This window comes from Orbaceae bacterium lpD04 (assembly GCA_036251935.1).
GTDB lineage: Bacteria > Pseudomonadota > Gammaproteobacteria > Enterobacterales > Orbaceae > Orbus > Orbus wheelerorum.
Window position 1 is genome coordinate 1,241,723 of the sequence record CP133967.1, and the last position, 21,038, is coordinate 1,262,760.

Genomic DNA, 21,038 nt, shown 5'->3' on the forward strand with positions numbered 1-21,038 from the left:
TTTTAGAGGCATTTTATTATGAAAAAAATAAGAATTGGTTGTGGTGCTGGTTACGGTGGAGACAGAATAGAGCCGGCGGTCGAATTAGCGCAAAAAGGCGATATTGATTATTTAATTTTTGAGTGCTTAGCTGAAAGAACGATTGCGATCGGTCAAAAGCAAAAAAAACAAAATCCACAATCAGGTTTTAATGAATTTTTAGCTGCTCGAATGAAAGCGGTATTACCGATTTGTGCAGAAAAGAAAATTAAAATTGTAACAAATATGGGATCGGCAAATCCTAAGGCCGCGGCAGAACTAACTCGTGATATAGCTAAAGAATTAGGATTATCTCACCTAAAAATTGCGATTGTTGAAGGTGATGACGTTTATGATATTGTTGTTAATAATGACTTAAAATTAGATGAGATGGGCACTACTATTTCATTATCAGGAAAAAATATCATTTCTGCCAATGCTTACTTAGGGGCCGAGGCATTAGCTAAAGCACTTGAAAATGGCGCAGATATCGTTATCGCAGGGCGAGCGGCTGATCCCTCATTATTTTTATCAACCATGATGTTTGAATTTGGTTGGCAAAATGATGACTGGGATAAACTTGGTAAAGGGACGGCAATTGGGCATTTGCTTGAATGCGCTGGCCAAATAACGGGGGGGTATTTTGCCGATCCTAAATACCGTGATGTGCCTAACTTAGCAAAGCTCGGTTTTCCCATTGCTGAAGTAACGCAAGAGGGTGATGCGGTTATTACAAAAGTTTTAGATGCTGGTGGATATGTGACTGTTGATACGTGTAAGCAACAATTACTTTATGAAATACACAAGCCAGATAGCTATATTACGCCTGATGTTGTTGCTGATTTCAGCGGTATAACATTTAAGCAAATTGGGAAAGATTGTGTTGAAGTAAGTGGTGCGAGTGGTAAACCTAGAACCAGCACATTAAAAGTCTCGGTTGGATATAGTGATGGTTTTATTGGTGAGGGTGAAATGAGTTATGCAGGTCCTGGCGCAGTAGAGCGAGCAAAGCTTGCATTAGATATTGTTAAAGAAAGGCTAAATATTTGTCATATCTTGCCGCAAGAAATTCGTTTTGACTTAATTGGTATCAATTCATTACATGGCGAACGACTTTCCAAAGATAGTGCTCCTTATGAGGTTAGAGCCCGCGTTGCGGCAAGATTCGCAAGTAAAAATGAGGCTACTTTTATTGGTAATGAAGTTGAAACGCTTTACACGAATGGCCCTGCTGGTGGCGGTGGTGCCTTTAAGTCAGTTAAAGAAGTTGTTGCGATGGATTCAACTTTACTTGATCGTAATTTAGTCAAAACTAATATTAGTTATTTGGAGGTATAAAAATGAAACTTCGTGAAATTGCACATTCTCGTACTGGCGATAAAGGTAATATCTCTAATATTTCTGTTATTGCCTATGATATCGATGATTATGAAACAATAAAGAAGTCAATAACAGCTGAAAAAGTTAAAATGTATTTTGCCGATATTGTAAAAGGTGAAGTGATCCGTTATGAACTACCTAACTTAGGTGCATTAAATTTTGTGATGCACAGTGCTTTAGGTGGCGGGGTTACACGGACATTGAGCCATGATATGCATGGTAAAGGACTGAGCGCTGCTTTGATGAATATGGATATTTAAAATTAATGCTTTATGATCCATATATAATGCCAGCCCGTTTATGCGGGCTTTTTTTATGAGAAAAAAGTTGACAAATTATTCTTGAAAAGGTATAAAAACCGCGCCTAATAAACTTTTTTCACTTTATCTAAAACGTATATCCGATAAAGGTGTTTGAAAGAAGTAAATAGAAATAGGTATTTGAGTTTAATTTATAGGAGCTATATGAATACTCAATCCGGTCCCCCCAGTTTAACGGGGATATACTTTTATACTATTGATTGTCGGTTAACGAATCTGTCTAATTAATTTTACGGTTCACAACCGATAATGAATAAAATCGGTTCATGGTGAACGATATGCAATTTTTTATTACTAACAGCTATCACACTTGCTTCATTCCTCAGTGTATTAAACCTTGTTTAATATCAAATACATTATTCCTTTCTGATAAATATTTAGAACCACCCAGTTATTTCTAACCTATATCGTTAATTCACTCGTATGCGTGTTTTGATTGAGTAAAGTGATTTTACTTAATTCACGTTATATTTTGTATTATCAAATTATTAGCTAAATTTATTTGGTCTATGAAATTAATTTTATGCTTGCCATTTGGACGGTTAACTGTCGTCTTAAATTAGCTAAGTAATTTGTTATTTAGATAGTTAAATAGCAAAATTATATAAATTTTAGGTATAAGTTATGAAACAAACAGTTACAGCAAAAAAAACAAATATTCAGCTAAAAGCGATTCAAGAGGCTAAATATTCTCTTGAGGCAACCATTTCAAATTTTCAGTCTAATTTATCCGGCTTAACAGTAAGTGATAGTAAGGCTAGACTAGAAACTTATGGTAAAAATGTGGTTGCAAGAGAAAGAGTTCCTTCGGCATTTGTACAGCTTTTATTGGCATTTAAAAATCCATTTATTTTTGTATTATTGGTATTAGCTGGCGTTAGTTTTTTTACTGATTATTGGATGCCATTACAAGACGGTGAACCAACAGACATTACGGCAATTGTCATTATTTTAGTTATGGTATCACTAAGTGGATTACTCCGTTTTTGGCAAGAATACCGGTCTAATAAAGCTGCAGAAGCACTAAAATCGATGATAAAAACCACCGCGACTGTATTACGTCGGCAACATAAAGATACTATGCCAGAAACCATGGAAGTATTGTTAGAAGATGTTGTTCCCGGTGATATTATCTTTTTATCTGCTGGCGATATGATCCCAGCTGACGTTCGTTTAATTGAATCAAGAGATTTATTTGTTAGTCAGGCGGTGTTAACCGGAGAGTCAATTCCTATTGAAAAATATGACACATTAGGATCGGTATTACAAAAAAGTGAAAATTTGCAAACTAATGATTCACAGCCGACTAATGTATTAGATATGGATAATATCTGTTTTATGGGAACGAATATTGTCAGCGGCACAGCAAAAGCGATTGTTGTTGCAACAGGAACTGACACTTATTTTGGCTCGTTAGCTAAGTCAATTATTGGTACTCGTGCACAAACTGCATTTGATAAAGGTGTAAATAGCGTGAGTTGGCTGCTTATTCGCTTTATGCTAATTATGGTGCCGATTGTATTTATGATTAATGGATTAACTAAAGGCGACTGGGGTGAAGCTGCACTATTTTCATTAGCTGTTGCAGTAGGGCTTACACCTGAAATGCTGCCGATGATTGTTAGCGCCAATTTAGCTAAAGGCGCCGTAAATATGGCAAAGCGTAAAGTTGTGGTTAAACGGTTAAACGCTATTCAAAATTTTGGCGCAATGGATGTACTTTGTACAGATAAAACCGGAACATTAACGCAAGATAAAATTATTTTAGAGCAGCATTTAGATATTTTCGGGCAGATAGATCCGTCTGTATTAAAACTGGCTTGGGTAAATAGCTATTATCAAAGCGGAATGAAAAATTTAATGGATAAGGCAATCATTCATTTTGCGGAAGAGAAAGCGAATGTTAAAAAATTAGGATTAGGTCAATATACTAAAATTGATGAGCTTCCTTTTGATTTTGTGCGTCGGCGTTTATCGGTTTTCGTACAAAATGGCAACGATAATCACTTAATGATTTGCAAAGGTGCAGTAGAAGAGATGTTATCTATTGCAAGTCACGTGTATGAGAATGGTGAATATCTCCCTTTAACTCAAGATAGAAAGCAAGATTTGATTGATTTAGCTTATCAATATAATGCTGATGGTTTTAGGGTGTTAGCCGTTGGATTAAAAAATATTCCAGCTAATGAAACTAAAAATCAATATAGTGTTGCTGATGAAAACTCATTAGCTATTCGGGGATTTTTAACCTTTTTAGATCCACCTAAAGACAGTGCTAAAGATGCAATTGCCGCTTTACGTGAACATGGCGTACTTGTTAAAGTTTTAACGGGTGATAATGAAATTATTACCACTAAAATCTGCCGCGAAGTAGGGCTAGAACCCGGACAACCGTTGCTTGGTAATCAAATCGAGACGATGGAAGATGACGAACTAAAAGCGCGTATTGAGCAACAAACTATTTTTGCTAAACTAACGCCGTTACAAAAATCGAGAATTATTCGGTTATTACAAGAAAATGGCCATACCGTTGGTTTTTTAGGCGATGGTATTAATGATGCACCAGCATTAAGAGATTCTGATGTGGGTATTTCTGTTGATACGGCGACTGATATTGCTAAGGAATCAGCGGATATCATTTTACTTGAAAAAAGCTTAATGGTACTTGAGGAAGGCGTTATTGGTGGCCGAGAAACCTTTGGTAATATTATGAAATACCTTAATATGACGGCAAGTTCTAATTTCGGTAATGTATTTTCCGTACTTGTTGCAAGTGCATTTATTCCATTTTTGCCTATGCTTGCTATTCATTTATTGATCCAAAACTTACTGTATGATATTTCGCAGCTTTCTTTACCGTGGGATAAAATGGATGATGAATTTTTGCAAAAACCAAGAAAATGGGATGCGCCAAACATTGGCAGATTTATGATTTGGATTGGACCAACATCATCAATCTTTGATATTACGACCTATATATTAATGTGGTTTGTATTTAGTGCCAATAATATTGCCATGGAATCATTATTTCATTCTGGCTGGTTTGTTGAAGGTTTATTATCACAAACATTGGTTGTCCATATGCTCAGAACGCAGAAAATACCGTTTATCCAAAGTACGGCTGCATTTCCTGTAATTGCAATGACAATCTTAATCATGGCTATTGGTATTTATATTCCTTTTTCACCATTAGGTAATATGATTGGTTTAGTTCCTTTACCTTGGTCTTATTTCCCTTGGCTGGCGGGAACATTAATTTGTTACTGTATTGTTGCCCAATTGATGAAAACTATTTATATCAAACGCTTTGGACAGTGGTTTTAATTCCTAAAGATAAACGAATACAGCTTGTTAAATATTTTTTATTGTTAGCAAGTTGTATTATTCGACTAGATTTATAAATAGTAATTGATAAAGGGACATGAAATTTATATGGAAGTAATCGATGCTAAAAATAATCGTTATGCATTTTTGTAACATGTTGCTTAAAATGAATTTTTATTTAATTGGTAAGGAGAAAAAAATGAAGACTCCACACAAAAATTTAATTAAATTAATAAAAGATAAGAAAGAGAGAAAGTATTATTCGCCGTTATTTAATCCGTCAAAATAACAATATCAACGTTTCTAACTTTTAACTCATATAAAAATACCACAAAATGTGGTATTTTTATATGAGAAATATGATTAGTCTGATACGTTAGTTAATACGTGTTCAATCTTTGCAACAACTTGAAACTGTGTTGAGCTATTCTTTTTAATTAAGTGATTTGCAAAGGTTGCATTATCATTAATCAGGTGGTAACCATCTTCAATAGGATCGTATTGTATACGCTTAATCAATAATTTATCATTCAAAAGAATAATATATATTCCAGTTAAAACTCTAGTTAGCTCATTTTTACCTAAGCTAATAATCGCGACATCACCGGATTTTATTGTATTTGCCATATTATTATACGGAATTTGTACAATCGCTAGATTATCATTTACTAAACCTGAACGAGATAACCAGTCTCGACTGATCACCCACTCGGTAATAATTTTTTCCTTCGGTGGAGATAATAATACATTTTCATTATAAAATTCTAACAAACGATTAAACTCTATCTCGGGAAGCGTTATAACAATGTTTTTGGTATCTTTAGGTAACAAATTTGCATTAGACAAAAAAGGATCGCTTCCCGTTGCTAACCAAGCAACAGAAACTTTTCCTACATCAGCCATCGTTAGCAAATTTTGTAGGGTCGGTTCTGATTCTTCTCTAATATATTTTCTAATAGCGCTCTCTGATAAGCGACATTTTTTAGAAAAACTTAATAGAGAATCATCTCCGATAATATATTTTAGCCGTTTGGCAAAGGTAGAATAATTCTGTTTCATAAGCTTTCTTTGCCTTAAAAATTATTTAAAAACAAAAAAGTTTTTGTCGTTATCGTTAACAGTAGAGGTTATCTATTCTCTATGCCCGCAATCATGCCATAAGCCTTTTTAAAAGTAAAGATAAATAAGGCTTAGGCTAAGCTTTCAATAGAAATTTTTACTATTATAGAAATTAATTTTCTTTTCTTAAGATAATGAGAATTGATGCTTAATTATACAACACTATATTTTATCATTACGGCATTGTAAACAGATATGTTATAAAATCTTTATAAGAAACATAGAGTCACTTAATAACCCAAACAGCATTAACATTTCTGGCATTCTATCGATATATAGATAATTTTTATACAAATCACTGCTTAGTTTTTAACTCAGTTAATCCTATATAAAGTTCTTATCTATTTAATATAAAAATAGTCACTATCCTTTGTTTGCACTTTATTTGTAGTAAGTCGGTTGAGAAAATTTTAATTAAGAGGATTATTTCAATGATTTCACGCGTATATTATTGAATATAATCAATTTATTTACCGGATAATCTTTTTGCTAAGTGTAATTTGATGTAAATCAAATCACAGTTAATCGTTAAAATATTTATAAAAAACTGTGAGCTAGTTCGTCAAAATCTATATTATTTGCTTGCTTTCATTTGCAATCTATGAGGTAATAACAGTGGATTTATAACACAGAATAAACTTTGTTGTAGCATTAAGATTTAAAATGTAATTTTTAGCTGTTTGTTTTTTTATTTATTACGTTTCTAATGTTTTTTACTTAGTTGGCTGATGTTGTAGTCTTTAAAGCAAGCCAATAGGCAGGAAATTAATTTTAGCAGGAAATTCATAATGACTAAGAAAACAGGCCAAGTTAAATGGTTCAATGAAAGTAAAGGGTTCGGTTTTATCACTCCAACAGATGGTAGCAAAGATGTATTTGTTCACTTTTCTGCAATCAGTGGAGATGGATTTAAGACTTTAGCTGAAGGGCAAAAAGTTGAGTTCTCTATTCAAGATAGTCCTCGTGGACCAGCAGCAGCTGAAGTCGTTTTACTATAACGAATTTATTTTGATAAAAATCCGCAACAATGCGGGTTTTTTTTTGCCTCAAATAAATGTAAACTATTTGTATTATTTATTGTGTACATCATAAGGTGTTGTACTGATGGTTTATCTCTTTTTTGTCACTATTATTTGGTCATTTTCATTTAGTTTAATTGGTGTTTACTTGAGTGGGACCGTTGATAGTTGGTTTGCGGTTGTCGCTCGTATATTGCTCGCTTTTTTAGTTTTTATTCCTTTTCTCCGTTTTCGAATCTTCACATCAAAGCAAAAAATGCTATTAATGTCAGTTGGCGCTTCACAACTGGGAATAATGTATATTTTTTATTATCATGCATTTAATTATATTTCAGTACCTGAATTGTTGCTTTTTACCATTTTTACGCCGATCTATATCACTCTTTTATATGATATTTTACAAAGGCATCCCATCCGATGGCGCTATTTATTGATTGCGATATTAGCGGTAATAGGTACTGCTATAATTCGATATGATCATATCTCAACTAATTTCACAATTGGATTTTTATTAATTCAGGGAGCGAATATTGCTTTTGCTATTGGTCAAGTTGGCTATAAGCGTATAATAGAATTATACCACTTACCCCAACATTATTCATTTGCTTGGGTATATATGGGCGCTGCAATTATTTCGATGATATGTTGGCTTATATTTGGTAATGTACATATGCTGCCGACAACACCCATTCAATGGCTTATTATTATTTGGCTCGGTGTTGTTGCCTCAGGATTATGTTATTTTTTATGGAACTATGGTGCAACTAAGGTCGATTCAGGCACCTTAGCAATAATGAATAATATGGTGATCCCTGTTGGAATTTTACTTAATGTAGTAATATGGCATCAACAAATTGAGTGGGGGCGCTTTATTATTGGCTCTGCTATTATTATTTTGTCGCTTGTGATCCATCAAAAATGGTTAATGCGGTTTTAAGTGTAAAAAAAAGCCATCTAAAATTAGATGGCGGATACTAAAATGAAAAAAATATAATGCAGTGGCACATATTAAGACAGGCGAATGATCAAGAAGTTCCTAAAAAAATGATTTTTTTTAAAAATAATTTTAATTATATGATTTTATTTAAGTAAACTATAATAATGATATGTAACTATTATGACAGCAAAAAATGTTTATCCTGCCAATGGATAACAAAGCCTTATGGCGAGCAAATAAATGATAAGCAAACTCAGTTATCTCATCAATTATTTCCCCATCATCCTAAAATTATTTTTGAGCCAGTAACAAGCTCAGAATCGGCTTTTCGCAATAAAGCGAAAATGGCCGTGCTTGGTACGGTAGAAAAGCCAATCTTAGGTATTATGACTAACGGCGAGCCGATTGATTTATGTGATTGCCCTTTATACTCAACATTGATGTGTGATACGCTTTATAATGTTCGAGAGCTAATTAAAAAGTTAGCATTAGTTCCATATAATATAAGAAAGAAAAAAGGCGAAATTAAATTTGTTATTTTAACCCAAGCAGATGATAAGTTTATGCTAAGATTGGTGTTACGTTCAGATAAAGATCATAATAAAATAGCGAATGCGATTGAATATATACAACAAACGATTCCACAAATTACGGTTGTATCAATTAATATTCAACCGGATCACGCGGCTATCATTGAAGGCTCCCAAGAATTTATCTTAACAAAACAAAACCAGTTACCAATTACGTTAAATAATGTGCCGCTATTTATGTTAAAAGGTAGTTTTTTTCAGACTAATACTCACGTTGCAAGTCAACTATATGCAACCGCTCAAAAATGGTTGGAACCATTTTCCATTAATATTATTTGGGATCTCTTTTGTGGCGTGGGTGGCTTTGGGCTCCATTGTGTTGATAAAAATAGAGAACTAGTTGGGATTGAAATTAATCCTGGGGCGATTAAATGCGCTGAACTATCGGCTAAGTTAATGGGCTATGATAAAATTCGTTTCCAGTCATTAGATGCTAATAAGTTTGCACTTTCTAAGCCGGAATCAAAGCCTGATGTTATTTTAGTTAATCCACCGCGTCGAGGGTTAGGTAACATGCTGGCTAATTATCTACAAAGCGTGTTACCAAAATATATTTTATATTCTAGTTGTAATTTAGATAGCTTAGTGATTGATTTAACTTATTTAAATAACTATCAAATTGAAATGGTACAGTTGTTTGATATGTTTCCCCATACTGATCATATGGAAGTGTTGGTGATGTTAAAGCGCATTGATTAAAAGAGATAAATAATATGCAAACAATTGGATTAATTGGCGGTATGAGCTGGGAAAGTTCGGTTACCTATTATCAGGTTATTAATCAGATTATTAAGCAAGAACTAGGCGGATTACATTCGGCAAAATGCATCTTATATAGTGTCGATTTTCACCAAATAGAACAATGCCAAGCAAGTGGTGATTGGGACAAAAGTGCAGAAATTTTATCTGATGCGGCATTAAAGCTACAAAATGCTGGAGCTGATTTTATTGTTATTTGCACAAATACAATGCATAAAGTTGCAACTAATATTCAAGCCAATATTACGATCCCAATTATACATATTGCCAAAGCGACAACGTTAGCGTTGAAAAATAAACAGCTTAATAAGATTGCGCTGTTAGGTACTAAGTATACCATGGAGCAAGATTTCTATAAAAAAATCATTATCGATAATGGTATCGATGTCATTATTCCTGAAAAAGACGAGAGAGAGATTATCAATAATATCATCTTTGATGAATTATGTTTGGGGTCAATTAACCTTAAATCAAAGAATATTTTATTAAATATGATTGATAAACTGGCTTTTGCAGGGGCACAAGGTATTATTTTAGGTTGTACAGAAATCGGTTTACTTATTGATCAAAGTGATACGCAATTTCCATTATTTGATACTACGCTTATTCATGCAAGTTACGCAGCTTATTATGCGCTTGGGATCGAATCATATAAAAAATTATAGTATAAGGTGTGGTAACAAGCATATAAGTTTATGGTATGATGGCCAAAGTTAGTTGCATAGTATTATGGAGGTTATTTTGATTCCTGATGTATCAAAAGCATTACTTTGGCTTGAAAAACATTACACAATTTTAGAAGGTATACAGCGAGGGCTTGAACGGGAAACACTACGAATATTGCCTGATGGTACACTATCTAAAACGCCATTTCCAACTGAGATTGGCCGCGCATTAACACATCCATGGATCACAACCGACTTTGCTGAATCAATGCTTGAGTTTATTACACCTGTTAATACCAATATTGATTATATGTTAACATTTCTTCGTGACTTACATCGTTATGCTAATGTCAATATCAACAATGAGCTAATGTGGCCATTAAGTATGCCTTGTTTTGTTGCTAAGGAAGCGGATATTATTTTGGCTCAATATGGTTCATCAAATGAAGGGTTATTTAAAACTCTTTACCGTGAAGGGCTTAAAAATCGTTACGGTGCTATGATGCAAACGATTTCAGGTGTGCATTATAATTTTTCGTTGCCAATGGCATTTTGGCAAGCAAGAGATGGTATTAAAAACGCCGAAGAAGGTGCAGATATTATTTCTGAAGGCTATCTTAGAATTACCCGTAATTACTATCGTTTTGGTTGGGTTATTCCATATCTATTTGGTGCATCACCATCTGTTTGTGGTTCATTTATTAAAGATCCAGAAAAGCTTAAAGAATTTAATAAACAAACTAATGGGAGTTGCTACTTACCCTATGCAACGTCATTACGTTTAAGTGATATTGGTTATACCAATAATGCGCAAAAACAGTTAGGAATTACCTTTAACAAGTTAGATACTTATGTTGAGGGAATAAGAAAGGCGACTCACACCAAATCTACTGAATTTAGTCAACTTGGTATCAAAGTTGATGGTAAATATCGTCAAATAAATGATAATATCTTACAAATTGAAAATGAATTTTATGCGCCAATTAGACCAAAACGGGTGCCCAAAAAAGATGAAACGCCATCAGCAGCATTGTTGCGTGGGGGGATCGAATATATTGAAGTGAGATCACTTGATATTAATCCATTCTCGCCAATTGGTATTACGGAAGAACAAATTCGCTTCGTCGATCTATTTTTGATTTGGTGTGCGCTTGCTCCAGCCCCTGAAATGAGTAGTGAAGAGCTACAATGCAGTAAGGTTAATTGGAATCGTGTTATTATGGAAGGGCGAAAACCAGGCCAAATAATTAGTATGGGCTGTGAAAGTTACCAGCAGCCTTTAGCCAAAGTTGGTCATGATTTATTTAGCGACTTACTTAGAGTCGCTGATGTGCTTGATCACAATGATCCTCAGAAACGTTATCGTAAAGTGTGTGAACGATTAGATACAATGTTTGATAATCCAGAGTTAACACTTTCAGCTAGAACTTTACAAGCCATTAGCGATATGGGAACATCAACATTTGGCCTTGCACTTGCCAAACAATACAAGCAGCAGCTTAATGCTGAGCCTTTACAAGTACTAACGGAAAGTGATTTTGCTTATCAAAAAAATCAATCGATAGCCAAACAGCAACTTAAAGAGCAAAATCAAACGGTCACATTTGATGAATATATAAAGCAGATGGAACAGTAAAAACTTACAACTGATAAGGGACAATATGAATAAGCTCGTCGGTTTTTTATCTGATCATGATTACGTTATGCGCTATCATGAAGATGAACGTGTCGAGCTTGTTCATTCTGACCAACATATTTTAAATAGTCAGCCATTAATTTCTGATAATACATTTAATATTTTAGTTTGGAACATTTTTAAACAAAAACGGCTAGATTGCTTAAACGTTCTTAGCAAGTATATTGACCAAACAGCATTACTTTTATTACAAGAAGCACAAACAACACCTAAGTTACTGAGTTTAATTCGTCAATATAAAAAAGTAGCAGAGCACGTTCCCGCTTATTCCATTAATGATATTTATGCAGGTGTAATGACGATAGCTGATACTATTTCGATTAACAGCGTATCATTTAAAGAAAAAGAGCCACTAATTCGAATACCTAAATCTGCATTAGTGACGCAATATAGGTTACCCAATACGCAAGATACATTATTGGTTGCAAATATTCATGCGGTAAATTTTAGTTTTGGCGTTAAAATTTATCGTCAGCAAATAAAAATGTTATTAAATCGTTTAAATACACATCAAGGACCGGTTATTTTAGCCGGTGATTTTAATGCTTGGAGTCGTAAACGGTTGCACCTATTATATAGTTTAATTCGTAATATCAATCTAAAACCAGTTAATTTTTCAGCGGATATTCGTAAAACATTTATGGGGAAACCGCTTGATTTTGTATTTTATCGAGGTTTAAAAGTTGAACAAGCTGAAATCATTCACACCACCGCGTCAGATCATAATCCATTGCTTGTTCGCTTTATTCTTAATTAAATAAAATATCTTATTTTTACACTATAATATGCTGTTACAACAAAAAAATAACGAAAACCAGTGGGAAATTATAAACTTCCATTTTTAATGTTAATGGTCAGTTTGTCACCAGGTTTTAATTTATTTAAGTTATTAATTTTGTTCCATTTAGCTAATTCAGTTACTTTTACTTTATGATTTTTCGCAATGTTATAAAGGTTATCTCCTGATTTTACCCGATAAATAATTTGGCTATAACGTTTATGTTCTTGTTCATAATAACTGATATCATTATCAGTTATTTCAACGTATTTTTTATTAGTAAATTTAGGGTCTAAATATGTATATTTGGGATCAATGGTAATGGGATCTGAAAGTAGTAAATCAACCACTTCTGATGTGACTAGATTTGATTCTTGCAGCTTGCTATAAAGTTTTTTAGCATAGGAGGCTGGAATAAATAAATGATAAGGGCCTTTTACAACTTTCTTTAAGTAGCCCGCGTTAAATTCAAGTAATTCATCTAATGAAATTCCTGAATAATCAGCAATTTTATCTAGGCTGATTTGCTTAGATAAATCAAGCCTTACTAAAGAGTTTGCATAAGTACATGCTGGCAATGAAACATTATACTGTTCATTATTTCTAATAATATCGGTTATCGCTAAAAACTTAGGTACATATTGCATGGTTTCTTTCGATAGATTTAATGCCCAAAAATTAGTCGGTAATCCCTTTGATTTATTCCATTCAATAGCCTTACGCACTCGACCTTCACCTGCATTATAAGCGGCTAGTGTAAGTAGCCAATCACCTTCAAAGCGCTGATTTAAGTATTGTAATAAATTTATTGCAGCATCGGTTGATTCGATAAAATCGCGCCTTGGGTCATACCAACTATTTTGGGTTAATCCATATGCTTTTGCTGTAATAGGAACAATTTGCCATAAACCCGCGGCTTTTGCATAAGAGGTTGCTAGTGGATTATATGCGCTTTCAATTAGTGGAATAAGTGCCAGCTCAACAGGCATATTTCGTTCATTTAGTTGATTGACGATATAATAAATATAAGGCTCTGATCGTTGTATATTGGCATCAAATGACGTTTTACTTTTTATGATTTTTTCTTTTTCACTCATAATCCGTTTATTATCAGGAATATCAATTTTTAATTCACTTTGAATAAACGACCAAGGATCTTGAGTGATTGAGCTATAATCAGTTTGGGGCAAAGAGGCGCTACTTTGTGTCGGTTTTGTTATCGCCTTCGGTGACTGTGTGTTTTGACAACCATTAATTAATAAGGCTAAAAGTAGACTGGTAATAATACGTAATTTCATTATACAACAACTTGATTTAATCATTACCGTGCATTATACCTAAAAACTATCCTTCTGTGTTCTAAAAAATTCAAATAATTTCAAATCATTATTTATAGCAAATTCTTTTTGTAATTCTAATTCATCACAACGTAAGAATAAATTGATCTGCTTTTCAATAGCAATTGTAGTCGGTAATGTTATTGTTTTATTAGCGATTTGTTGATAATAATGACTAATATTGCGATCACAAGGTACTACATGTGTGGCAAATTTTAAATTACTTAATGTATATTCATGAGCAGGGCATACAATAGTGTTATCAGGCAGTGCCTTGAGTTTATTTAGTGAATTAAACATTTGTTGGTAAGTACCTTCAAAAATACGTCCACATCCGGCTGAAAATAGCGTATCACCACAAAATAGATAAGGTTTATTATAATAAGCAACGTGGCCGAGTGTATGACCAGGAACCAAAATAATATCAAAAGTAAAATCAGCAATAGTTATTGCCAGCTGAGTTGAAATATTCGTTATGGGTAAGTCTATTTCATCGGGGCCAAATATGGGTAAGTTTCCATAGTAATTTTGTAAATTTAAAGCCCCAGCAACGTGATCACTATGATGATGAGTAAGTAAGATGGCGATCGGGGATAATTGATGCTCTGCCATATAATTTATTACCGGTAAACTATCACCGGGATCAACTATTACGCATTGTTTATGCGAGTTCTCAAGTAACCAAATATAGTTATCTTTTAATGCTGGGATAATATGTAATTGCTTGTTAGTTGTCATATAAACCTCATTACTTGATAGAATATTTTGATTAATCATCTTACTCGTTAAGATTCAGGCGTAAATCCTTTGTCATCAAGTGTTGGATTATTTGCAGATTCTTTGGCTAGGATATCACATCGTTCATTTTCAATATGCCCTGCGTGACCTTTGACCCAAACCCAATCAATATCATGTTTAATAACCACATTATCTAATCTTGTCCACAAATCAGCATTTTTAACTGGCTTTTTATTCGCTGTTTTCCAACCATTTTTTTTCCAGTTATGGATCCATGATAAAATACCATTACGTAAATATTGGCTGTCAGAATAAAGTGTAATATCACATTTTTGTTTTAATGCCTCAAGTGCAACTATTGCGGCGAGGAGTTCCATGCGATTATTAGTCGTTAAAAAATAACCTTGAACGAGAATACGCTCTGTTTGCTTATATTTTAGTATTGCTGCATAGCCGCCAGGGCCAGGATTACCAAGGCAAGATCCATCGGTATAGATATCAATTTTTTTTAACATAGCAAAACAGTTTTTGAAATTTGAGAATAAACGGTAAACTATACTACAGAATTAATCCTTAATTAAAAACAATTAAATCGACAATGAACAGTAAAAATATTATTACCCCAAACAGACAAATCGTGCTTGATACTGAAACAACCGGTATGAATCAAGATGGTAAAAACCACTATGAAGGTCATAAGATTATCGAAATTGGTGCCGTTGAAATCATTAATCGTCGATTAACCGGCAATCATTTTCATGTCTATATTAATCCTCTGCGCTTAGTTGATGTAGAGGCATTTAATGTTCATGGTATTAGCGATGCATTTTTACAAGATAAACCTGTTTTCAAAGATGTTGCTAAGGAATTTATTCAGTTTATTGATGGTGCAGAATTAATTATTCATAATGCATCTTTTGATGTTGGATTTATGGATTATGAATTTAGATTAGCTAATGTTGATTTTATCACAGCTTCACATTGCATGATAACTGATACATTAGCGATGGCTCGCAGAATATTTCCTGGTAAACGTAACAACTTAGATGTACTTTGTGAACGCTACCAAATTGATAATTCACATCGAACATTGCATGGTGCGTTACTTGATGCCGAGATTTTAGCTGAAGTTTATTTAGCTATGACTGGTGGGCAAACTTCATTAACGTTTAATCAAGAAGATAATGGGCAAATGAACTCATCATCTACGCTATCAATGCAGCATAAAATAATGAGAGAGCAATTTAACTTAAAGGTTATTAAGGCTACAGATAATGAACTTGCTGAGCATAATAAGTCGCTTGATAAAATCGATAAAAAAAGTGATGGTGCTATATGGCGTAAATAGTCATTATTTTAATCTTAATGATGAATTTATGTGCAGTTGATATGGATGTGAAAAAATTTTATTGACGGCCTTACAATAAATCTTTAATATTTCGCCTACTTTGTCTCGATGCTTATCGTTATAAAGTGAAACTAAAACGCGGAGCGGTAGTTCAGTTGGTTAGAATACCTGCCTGTCACGCAGGGGGTCGCGGGTTCGAGCCCCGTCCGTTCCGCCAATTTTAGTAAATTTCAATAAATTAAAGGTGCTTCTGATAGCGCTTTTTTTATTTGTCTTGCCTACTAAATTTTAGCTGCACTATTAACTCTTCAATAAAATCTTCTTAAATGCTTGATAACAAATACCGTGCTAATATTTTGAAAGCTAAAATAATAATTCAGTTTTTTGATAGTCACTAAACTAATTAGATGGTTAAGATATTCACTATTTAATTAGTTATCAATGTGATAGCTACCTCTATTCTTAACATAAAATAGCCAACTTTATTCTTCACTTTTTTATTTATTGATGTGTTATTGTTAGAACAGGCCATAACCTGATTTAGCTGAGATTGCGGTTTTGAACTAAGAAAATTGAGTAAAAAAAACGAGCTAGTTTAATAGCTCGCAAAAATTTTGATGAAAAAGAATAGCACTCACTTGATTCTTTTTTTATTATCATTTATTTTTGTTTATTTGTCAATCAAATACTTTTAAAAAAGCGATTTATATTTGTAAAAAAATGCAACGCAACTTAAAAAAAATTATAGCAAGCATTATTGGCGTTTTTTAAGTTAATCTTAAAATTCCTTATCATTATTAGGTTTACGCTTAAATTAATACCAAAAATGGTAGGTGTTGAATAATTGACTAACGTTAACATATTAAAAATTAATACGATGACCAATTCTGAAAAAAAATGTTTTTTAAGTGTTTTTCACTGTTTTTAATTTTTCATTAGGTTAATTCGGTGTTATTTGTTGTGTTATTGCTTGGTATTGTTTCTTATTACAATTTCAAATAACCCTTGAAAATATATGGTTATACTTTTAAAGTATCATGCAAGTTATATGTCATTACATAATGATTTTAATCAATATATCCCTATTATTTTACTAGAAAGGAGATGTGCATGTCAGAGAAAAAAAGTTTAACTACCGCTAATGGCGCACCAATAGCCGATAATCAAAATTCAAGGACCGCTGGAGCAAGAGGGCCAGTATTAATTGATGATTACCAACTGATTGAAAAACTCGCCCATTTTAATCGTGAAAATATACCCGAGAGGCGAGTACATGCTAAAGGCTCTGGTGCATATGGTACGTTTACAGTAACAAAAGATATCACCGAATATTCTTATGCGAGTATTTTTGCGAAAGTTGGTAAAAAAACACCGATGTTTATACGGTTTTCAACTGTTGGTGGTGAGCGCGGCTCATCAGATACTGCAAGAGATCCACGTGGTTTTGCTGTGAAATTTTATACCGATCAGGGTAATTGGGATATTGTAGGTAATAATACGCCTGTTTTCTTTATTCGTGATGCGCTAAAGTTTCCAGATTTTATTCATACCCAAAAAAGAGATCCTAAAACTAATTTAAAAGATCCGCAGATGATGTGGGATTTTTGGTCACTATCACCCGAATCGTTACATCAAGTGACTATTTTATTTTCGGATCGTGGTATACCCGATGGTTTTCGTCATATGCATGGTTATGGTAGCCATACTTATAGCGTTATTAATGCAGATAATCAGCGCTTCTGGGTTAAGTGGCATTTTAGAACAGAGCAGGGCATTAAAAATATTCATCCAAAACAAGCCGCGGAATTAGATGGTCAAAATCCAGATTCAGCGCAAGAAGATCTTTTTAAAGCGATTGAAAACGGTAACTTTCCTAAATGGCGCTTATATATGCAAGTGATGACCGAAGAACAGGCGAATGGTCATAAAGAGAATCCATTTGATGTCACTAAAGTTTGGTCACAAAAAGAATTTCCGTTAATTGAAGTTGGATTAGTTGAATTAAATCGTAATCCTGATAATTATTTTTCGGAAGTTGAGCAAGTTGCTATGGCGCCAAGTAATGTCGTTCCTGGCGTCGGATTATCACCAGACAAAATGTTGCAGGGTCGATTATTTGCTTATGCTGATGCTCAGCGATATCGTATTGGCACAAATTATCAACAATTACCCGTTAATGCCGCAAAATGCCCTTATCATAATTATCAGCGCGATGGCGCTATGCGCTTAACGAGTGAAGGCGCTCCAAACTATGAACCAAATAGTAATGATAGCGCGCCAAAACAGCAGCCACAATATAGCGAACCAGCTTTGAGCTTAGGTGATGTGTCAGTTGATCGATATAATCACCGTTTAGATGATGATTACTATTCTCAGCCAAGAGCATTATTTAATTTGATGAATGCCGAGCAAAAGCAGCTCTTGATAGACAATATTACGGGATCAATGCAATCATCTAATCGCGATATACAAATAAGGCAATTGAAGCATTTTTATAAAGTGGATGCTACTTATGGTGAGGGCATTGCCAAAGGCTTAGGCATTGATAGTAACTTAATTAAGTCATAAATTTTAGTTATTATTAACTTTGCGATCAACCACACTGCAATTATTAGTGTGGTTTTTTCATCTTTAGTATTTAGCCTATTAAATGGATAACATTGATTGGCATCAATATATTGATATGGTAGAATTTTGAGAGCTAAATAATTTGAGTATGTTATGGATAATTCTACTATTGACTATTTTTCAATTGGCCAGCGCTTACGGGCTTATCGAATTGCGGCTTCACTTAAGGCTGAAGATGTAGCAAAAAATTTAAAGATATCTAGAGCTGCGGTTTATCGCCTTGAAAAAGGTGAAATTGTTAAAATTGAAACCCTTGATCGCCTCGCTTCATTACTAAATACTTCTGTTACCAGTTTACTTGGTGTCGATACTGAATACTATTCGAGTGGCGATGGCTTTTTTGAGCGAATGCGACAATTAGAAGAACAATCAACGCAAATTTATTCCCATTTTGACCCATTTTCTTTTCTACTGACTTCTGATAATTACTTGCAACATTTAGCAACAATGCTTGCTGAAGCAAACATGCCACAAGATGAAAAAAAAATCGCAACCACACTCGCAATTCTTAAAGAGCGTAAAGATACTTTTAAGTCCTCTTTTCCTCAGTTTATGAATTTAATTGGTTTACAAAATATTGAGCGATTTTTACATCTAGGCTTAGTTGGCAATTTGAATATATCACCAAGTAAAAAAATGGAGCGATGCCTATTAGCACGTAAAGAAGTTGCTCATCTAATTGAGTTGCTTGAAGAAAAAGGTGATAGTTTAGAGATTGCAATCACACAAGAAAGCATTCCCTCATTAACATTCCAAATTTTTTATCAACAAGAAAAACCTTTAGCATTAGCAATTAGCCCTTTTCGTTTGGGTGAATTACCTAATGTATGCTCAGGCATTGCATCAATTACCGCATCAAGCGATGCAATTAAACGTTATCGAAACTTATTTGATAATTTATGGAAGAATAGTTCAAAAAATAAACAAGCAATTGATTTATTGAAAAAAACGTTAGAGCGCTACTAAATAATCAACTTAATTTATTGAGTTATCAAGGCATTCCCTCTAAAATGCCTATCAAATTACCTTAATTATAAAGAGAATGTTAATGTCTGATCTTGAAAATAAGCTAACTTTACAACCAGTCAATTTGTTCTCAGGAACGATTAATCTACCTGGTTCAAAAAGTGTATCGAATCGAGCATTATTATTGGCCGCATTATCAAAAGGTACCACCCGATTAACTAATTTATTAGATAGCGATGATGTTCGTTACATGCTTGATGCTTTATCATCATTAGGCATTAAATATCAGTTATCAGATGATCGAACAATTTGTGATATCGAAGGTGTTAATGGTGCGCTTACTGCAAATAAACCATTAGAGCTCTATTTAGGAAATGCTGGTACCGCAATGCGGCCGTTAGCTGCAGCACTTTGCCTTGGTAATAATAATATTATTTTGACAGGTGAGCCGAGAATGAAAGAACGGCCGATCAAACATCTGGTTGATTCGCTTCGTCAGGGCGGTGCTAAAATTGATTATCTCGAAAATGACGGTTATCCACCATTACATTTGCATGGTGGTTTTATTGGCGGTGAAATAACGGTTGATGGCTCTGTTTCAAGTCAATTTTTAACGGCATTGCTAATGACATCGCCACTAGCGCCGCAAGATACTGAAATTACTATTATCGGTGATTTAGTTTCAAAGCCATATATTGATATTACGATTAAAATGATGGCAACCTTTGGCGCTCATGTTGATAATCATAATTACCAAAAATTTACCATTAAAGCTGGCCAATCTTATACTTCACCAAAGCAATATTTGGTTGAAGGTGATGCATCATCCGCCTCTTATTTTTTAGCTGCCGCCGCAATAAAAGGGGGCACAGTGCGCGTGACGGGGATTGGTAAAAATAGTTTACAAGGTGATACACAATTTGCCAACGTGCTTGAAAAAATGGGTGCAAAGATTACGATGGCTGATGATTATATCGAGTGCACAAAGAGAGATCTTAATGGTATTGATATGGACATGAATCATATACCTGATGCGGCAATGACGATTGCAACGACGGCTTTATTTGCGAAAGGCCAAACCACGATTCGTAACATCTATAATTGGCGAGTGAAAGAAACCGATCGCTTAGCGGCTATGGCAACAGAGCTACGTAAAGTCGGCGCTGAGGTTGAAGAGGGGAATGATTATATTACTATTATTCCACCAAAAGAATTAAAGCATGCGGAAATTGAAACTTATAATGATCATCGCATTGCAATGTGTTTTTCATTAGTTGCACTGTCGAATATGCCGGTGACAATTTTAGATCCTAAATGTACTGCAAAAACATTCCCAACTTATTTTGCTCAGTTTGCTAAAATGAGCAAATAACATCAAAAAAGGGCGACCCAAATAGTCGCCCTTTTTATGTCATA

17 protein-coding genes and 1 tRNA gene are annotated in these 21,038 nt (G+C 34.0%); 14 read left to right on the top strand and 4 right to left on the bottom strand.

Annotation, left to right across the window (positions count from 1 at the left end; translation table 11 throughout):
- Window positions 1-18 precede the first annotated feature (18 nt).
- The 3 genes from RHO14_05755 to mgtA all read left to right on the top strand — a co-directional run bounded on the left by RHO14_05755 (window position 19) and on the right by mgtA (window position 5,042).
- Window positions 19-1,356, top strand: coding sequence for an acyclic terpene utilization AtuA family protein (locus RHO14_05755; protein WVD72307.1), 1,338 nt, complete (start codon window positions 19-21; stop codon window positions 1,354-1,356).
- A gap of 2 nt (window positions 1,357-1,358) precedes the next feature.
- Complete coding sequence (locus tag RHO14_05760; protein WVD72308.1) at window positions 1,359-1,658, top strand: hypothetical protein; 300 nt, start codon at window positions 1,359-1,361, stop codon at window positions 1,656-1,658.
- Window positions 1,659-2,342: 684 nt separating this feature from the next.
- Window positions 2,343-5,042, top strand: a complete 2,700-nt coding sequence (gene mgtA / locus RHO14_05765; GenBank protein WVD72309.1) for a magnesium-translocating P-type ATPase — start codon at window positions 2,343-2,345, stop codon at window positions 5,040-5,042.
- A 363-nt stretch (window positions 5,043-5,405) separates the two neighbouring features.
- Here the strand turns inward: mgtA and RHO14_05770 are convergent, their stop codons facing one another.
- Window positions 5,406-6,101 carry a S24 family peptidase gene (locus RHO14_05770; protein WVD72310.1) on the bottom strand — a complete coding sequence of 232 codons (696 nt, stop codon included), beginning with the start codon at window positions 6,099-6,101 and terminating at the stop codon, window positions 5,406-5,408.
- Window positions 6,102-6,949: 848 nt separating this feature from the next.
- Here RHO14_05770 and RHO14_05775 point away from each other — a divergent pair.
- The 6 genes from RHO14_05775 (at window position 6,950) to RHO14_05800 (ending at window position 12,584) form a co-directional block, all read left to right on the top strand.
- Window positions 6,950-7,159 carry a cold shock domain-containing protein gene (locus RHO14_05775; GenBank protein ID WVD72311.1) on the top strand — a complete coding sequence of 70 codons (210 nt, stop codon included), beginning with the start codon at window positions 6,950-6,952 and terminating at the stop codon, window positions 7,157-7,159.
- Between the two features lie 106 nt (window positions 7,160-7,265).
- Window positions 7,266-8,117 carry a carboxylate/amino acid/amine transporter gene (locus RHO14_05780; protein ID WVD72312.1) on the top strand — a complete coding sequence of 284 codons (852 nt, stop codon included), beginning with the start codon at window positions 7,266-7,268 and terminating at the stop codon, window positions 8,115-8,117.
- Window positions 8,118-8,281: 164 nt separating this feature from the next.
- Entirely contained in the window at window positions 8,282-9,406 is a 1,125-nt protein-coding gene (gene rlmC, locus RHO14_05785; GenBank protein ID WVD72313.1) for a 23S rRNA (uracil(747)-C(5))-methyltransferase RlmC, read from the top strand.
- A 14-nt stretch (window positions 9,407-9,420) separates the two neighbouring features.
- Complete coding sequence (locus tag RHO14_05790; GenBank protein ID WVD72314.1) at window positions 9,421-10,131, top strand: aspartate/glutamate racemase family protein; 711 nt, start codon at window positions 9,421-9,423, stop codon at window positions 10,129-10,131.
- A gap of 64 nt (window positions 10,132-10,195) precedes the next feature.
- Entirely contained in the window at window positions 10,196-11,767 is a 1,572-nt protein-coding gene (gene gshA / locus RHO14_05795; protein ID WVD72315.1) for a glutamate--cysteine ligase, read from the top strand.
- 25 nt (window positions 11,768-11,792) lie between these two features.
- Window positions 11,793-12,584, top strand: a complete 792-nt coding sequence (locus tag RHO14_05800; GenBank protein ID WVD72316.1) for an endonuclease/exonuclease/phosphatase family protein — start codon at window positions 11,793-11,795, stop codon at window positions 12,582-12,584.
- A gap of 68 nt (window positions 12,585-12,652) precedes the next feature.
- Here RHO14_05800 and RHO14_05805 read toward each other — a convergent pair whose 3' ends face one another.
- From RHO14_05805 to rnhA, 3 genes are read right to left on the bottom strand one after another with little or no spacing between them, the layout of a single operon-like run.
- On the bottom strand, window positions 12,653-13,903 hold the full coding sequence (locus RHO14_05805) for a transglycosylase SLT domain-containing protein (protein ID WVD72317.1): 1,251 nt from the start codon (window positions 13,901-13,903) through the stop codon (window positions 12,653-12,655).
- Between the two features lie 39 nt (window positions 13,904-13,942).
- Complete coding sequence (gene gloB, locus RHO14_05810; protein ID WVD72318.1) at window positions 13,943-14,719, bottom strand: hydroxyacylglutathione hydrolase; 777 nt, start codon at window positions 14,717-14,719, stop codon at window positions 13,943-13,945.
- An 8-nt stretch (window positions 14,720-14,727) separates the two neighbouring features.
- Complete coding sequence (rnhA, locus tag RHO14_05815; protein ID WVD72319.1) at window positions 14,728-15,195, bottom strand: ribonuclease HI; 468 nt, start codon at window positions 15,193-15,195, stop codon at window positions 14,728-14,730.
- Window positions 15,196-15,278: 83 nt separating this feature from the next.
- Here rnhA and dnaQ point away from each other — a divergent pair, with 83 nt between their 5' ends.
- The 5 genes from dnaQ to aroA all read left to right on the top strand — a co-directional run bounded on the left by dnaQ (window position 15,279) and on the right by aroA (window position 20,994).
- Window positions 15,279-16,028, top strand: a complete 750-nt coding sequence (gene dnaQ / locus RHO14_05820) for a DNA polymerase III subunit epsilon (GenBank protein ID WVD72320.1) — start codon at window positions 15,279-15,281, stop codon at window positions 16,026-16,028.
- A gap of 140 nt (window positions 16,029-16,168) precedes the next feature.
- Window positions 16,169-16,245 (top strand) — tRNA-Asp (locus RHO14_05825).
- Window positions 16,246-17,138: 893 nt separating this feature from the next.
- Window positions 17,139-18,596, top strand: coding sequence for a catalase (locus RHO14_05830; protein WVD72321.1), 1,458 nt, complete (start codon window positions 17,139-17,141; stop codon window positions 18,594-18,596).
- 153 nt (window positions 18,597-18,749) lie between these two features.
- Entirely contained in the window at window positions 18,750-19,622 is an 873-nt protein-coding gene (locus RHO14_05835; protein ID WVD72322.1) for a helix-turn-helix domain-containing protein, read from the top strand.
- An 82-nt stretch (window positions 19,623-19,704) separates the two neighbouring features.
- Complete coding sequence (gene aroA, locus RHO14_05840; protein ID WVD72323.1) at window positions 19,705-20,994, top strand: 3-phosphoshikimate 1-carboxyvinyltransferase; 1,290 nt, start codon at window positions 19,705-19,707, stop codon at window positions 20,992-20,994.
- Window positions 20,995-21,038: the final 44 nt, after the last annotated feature.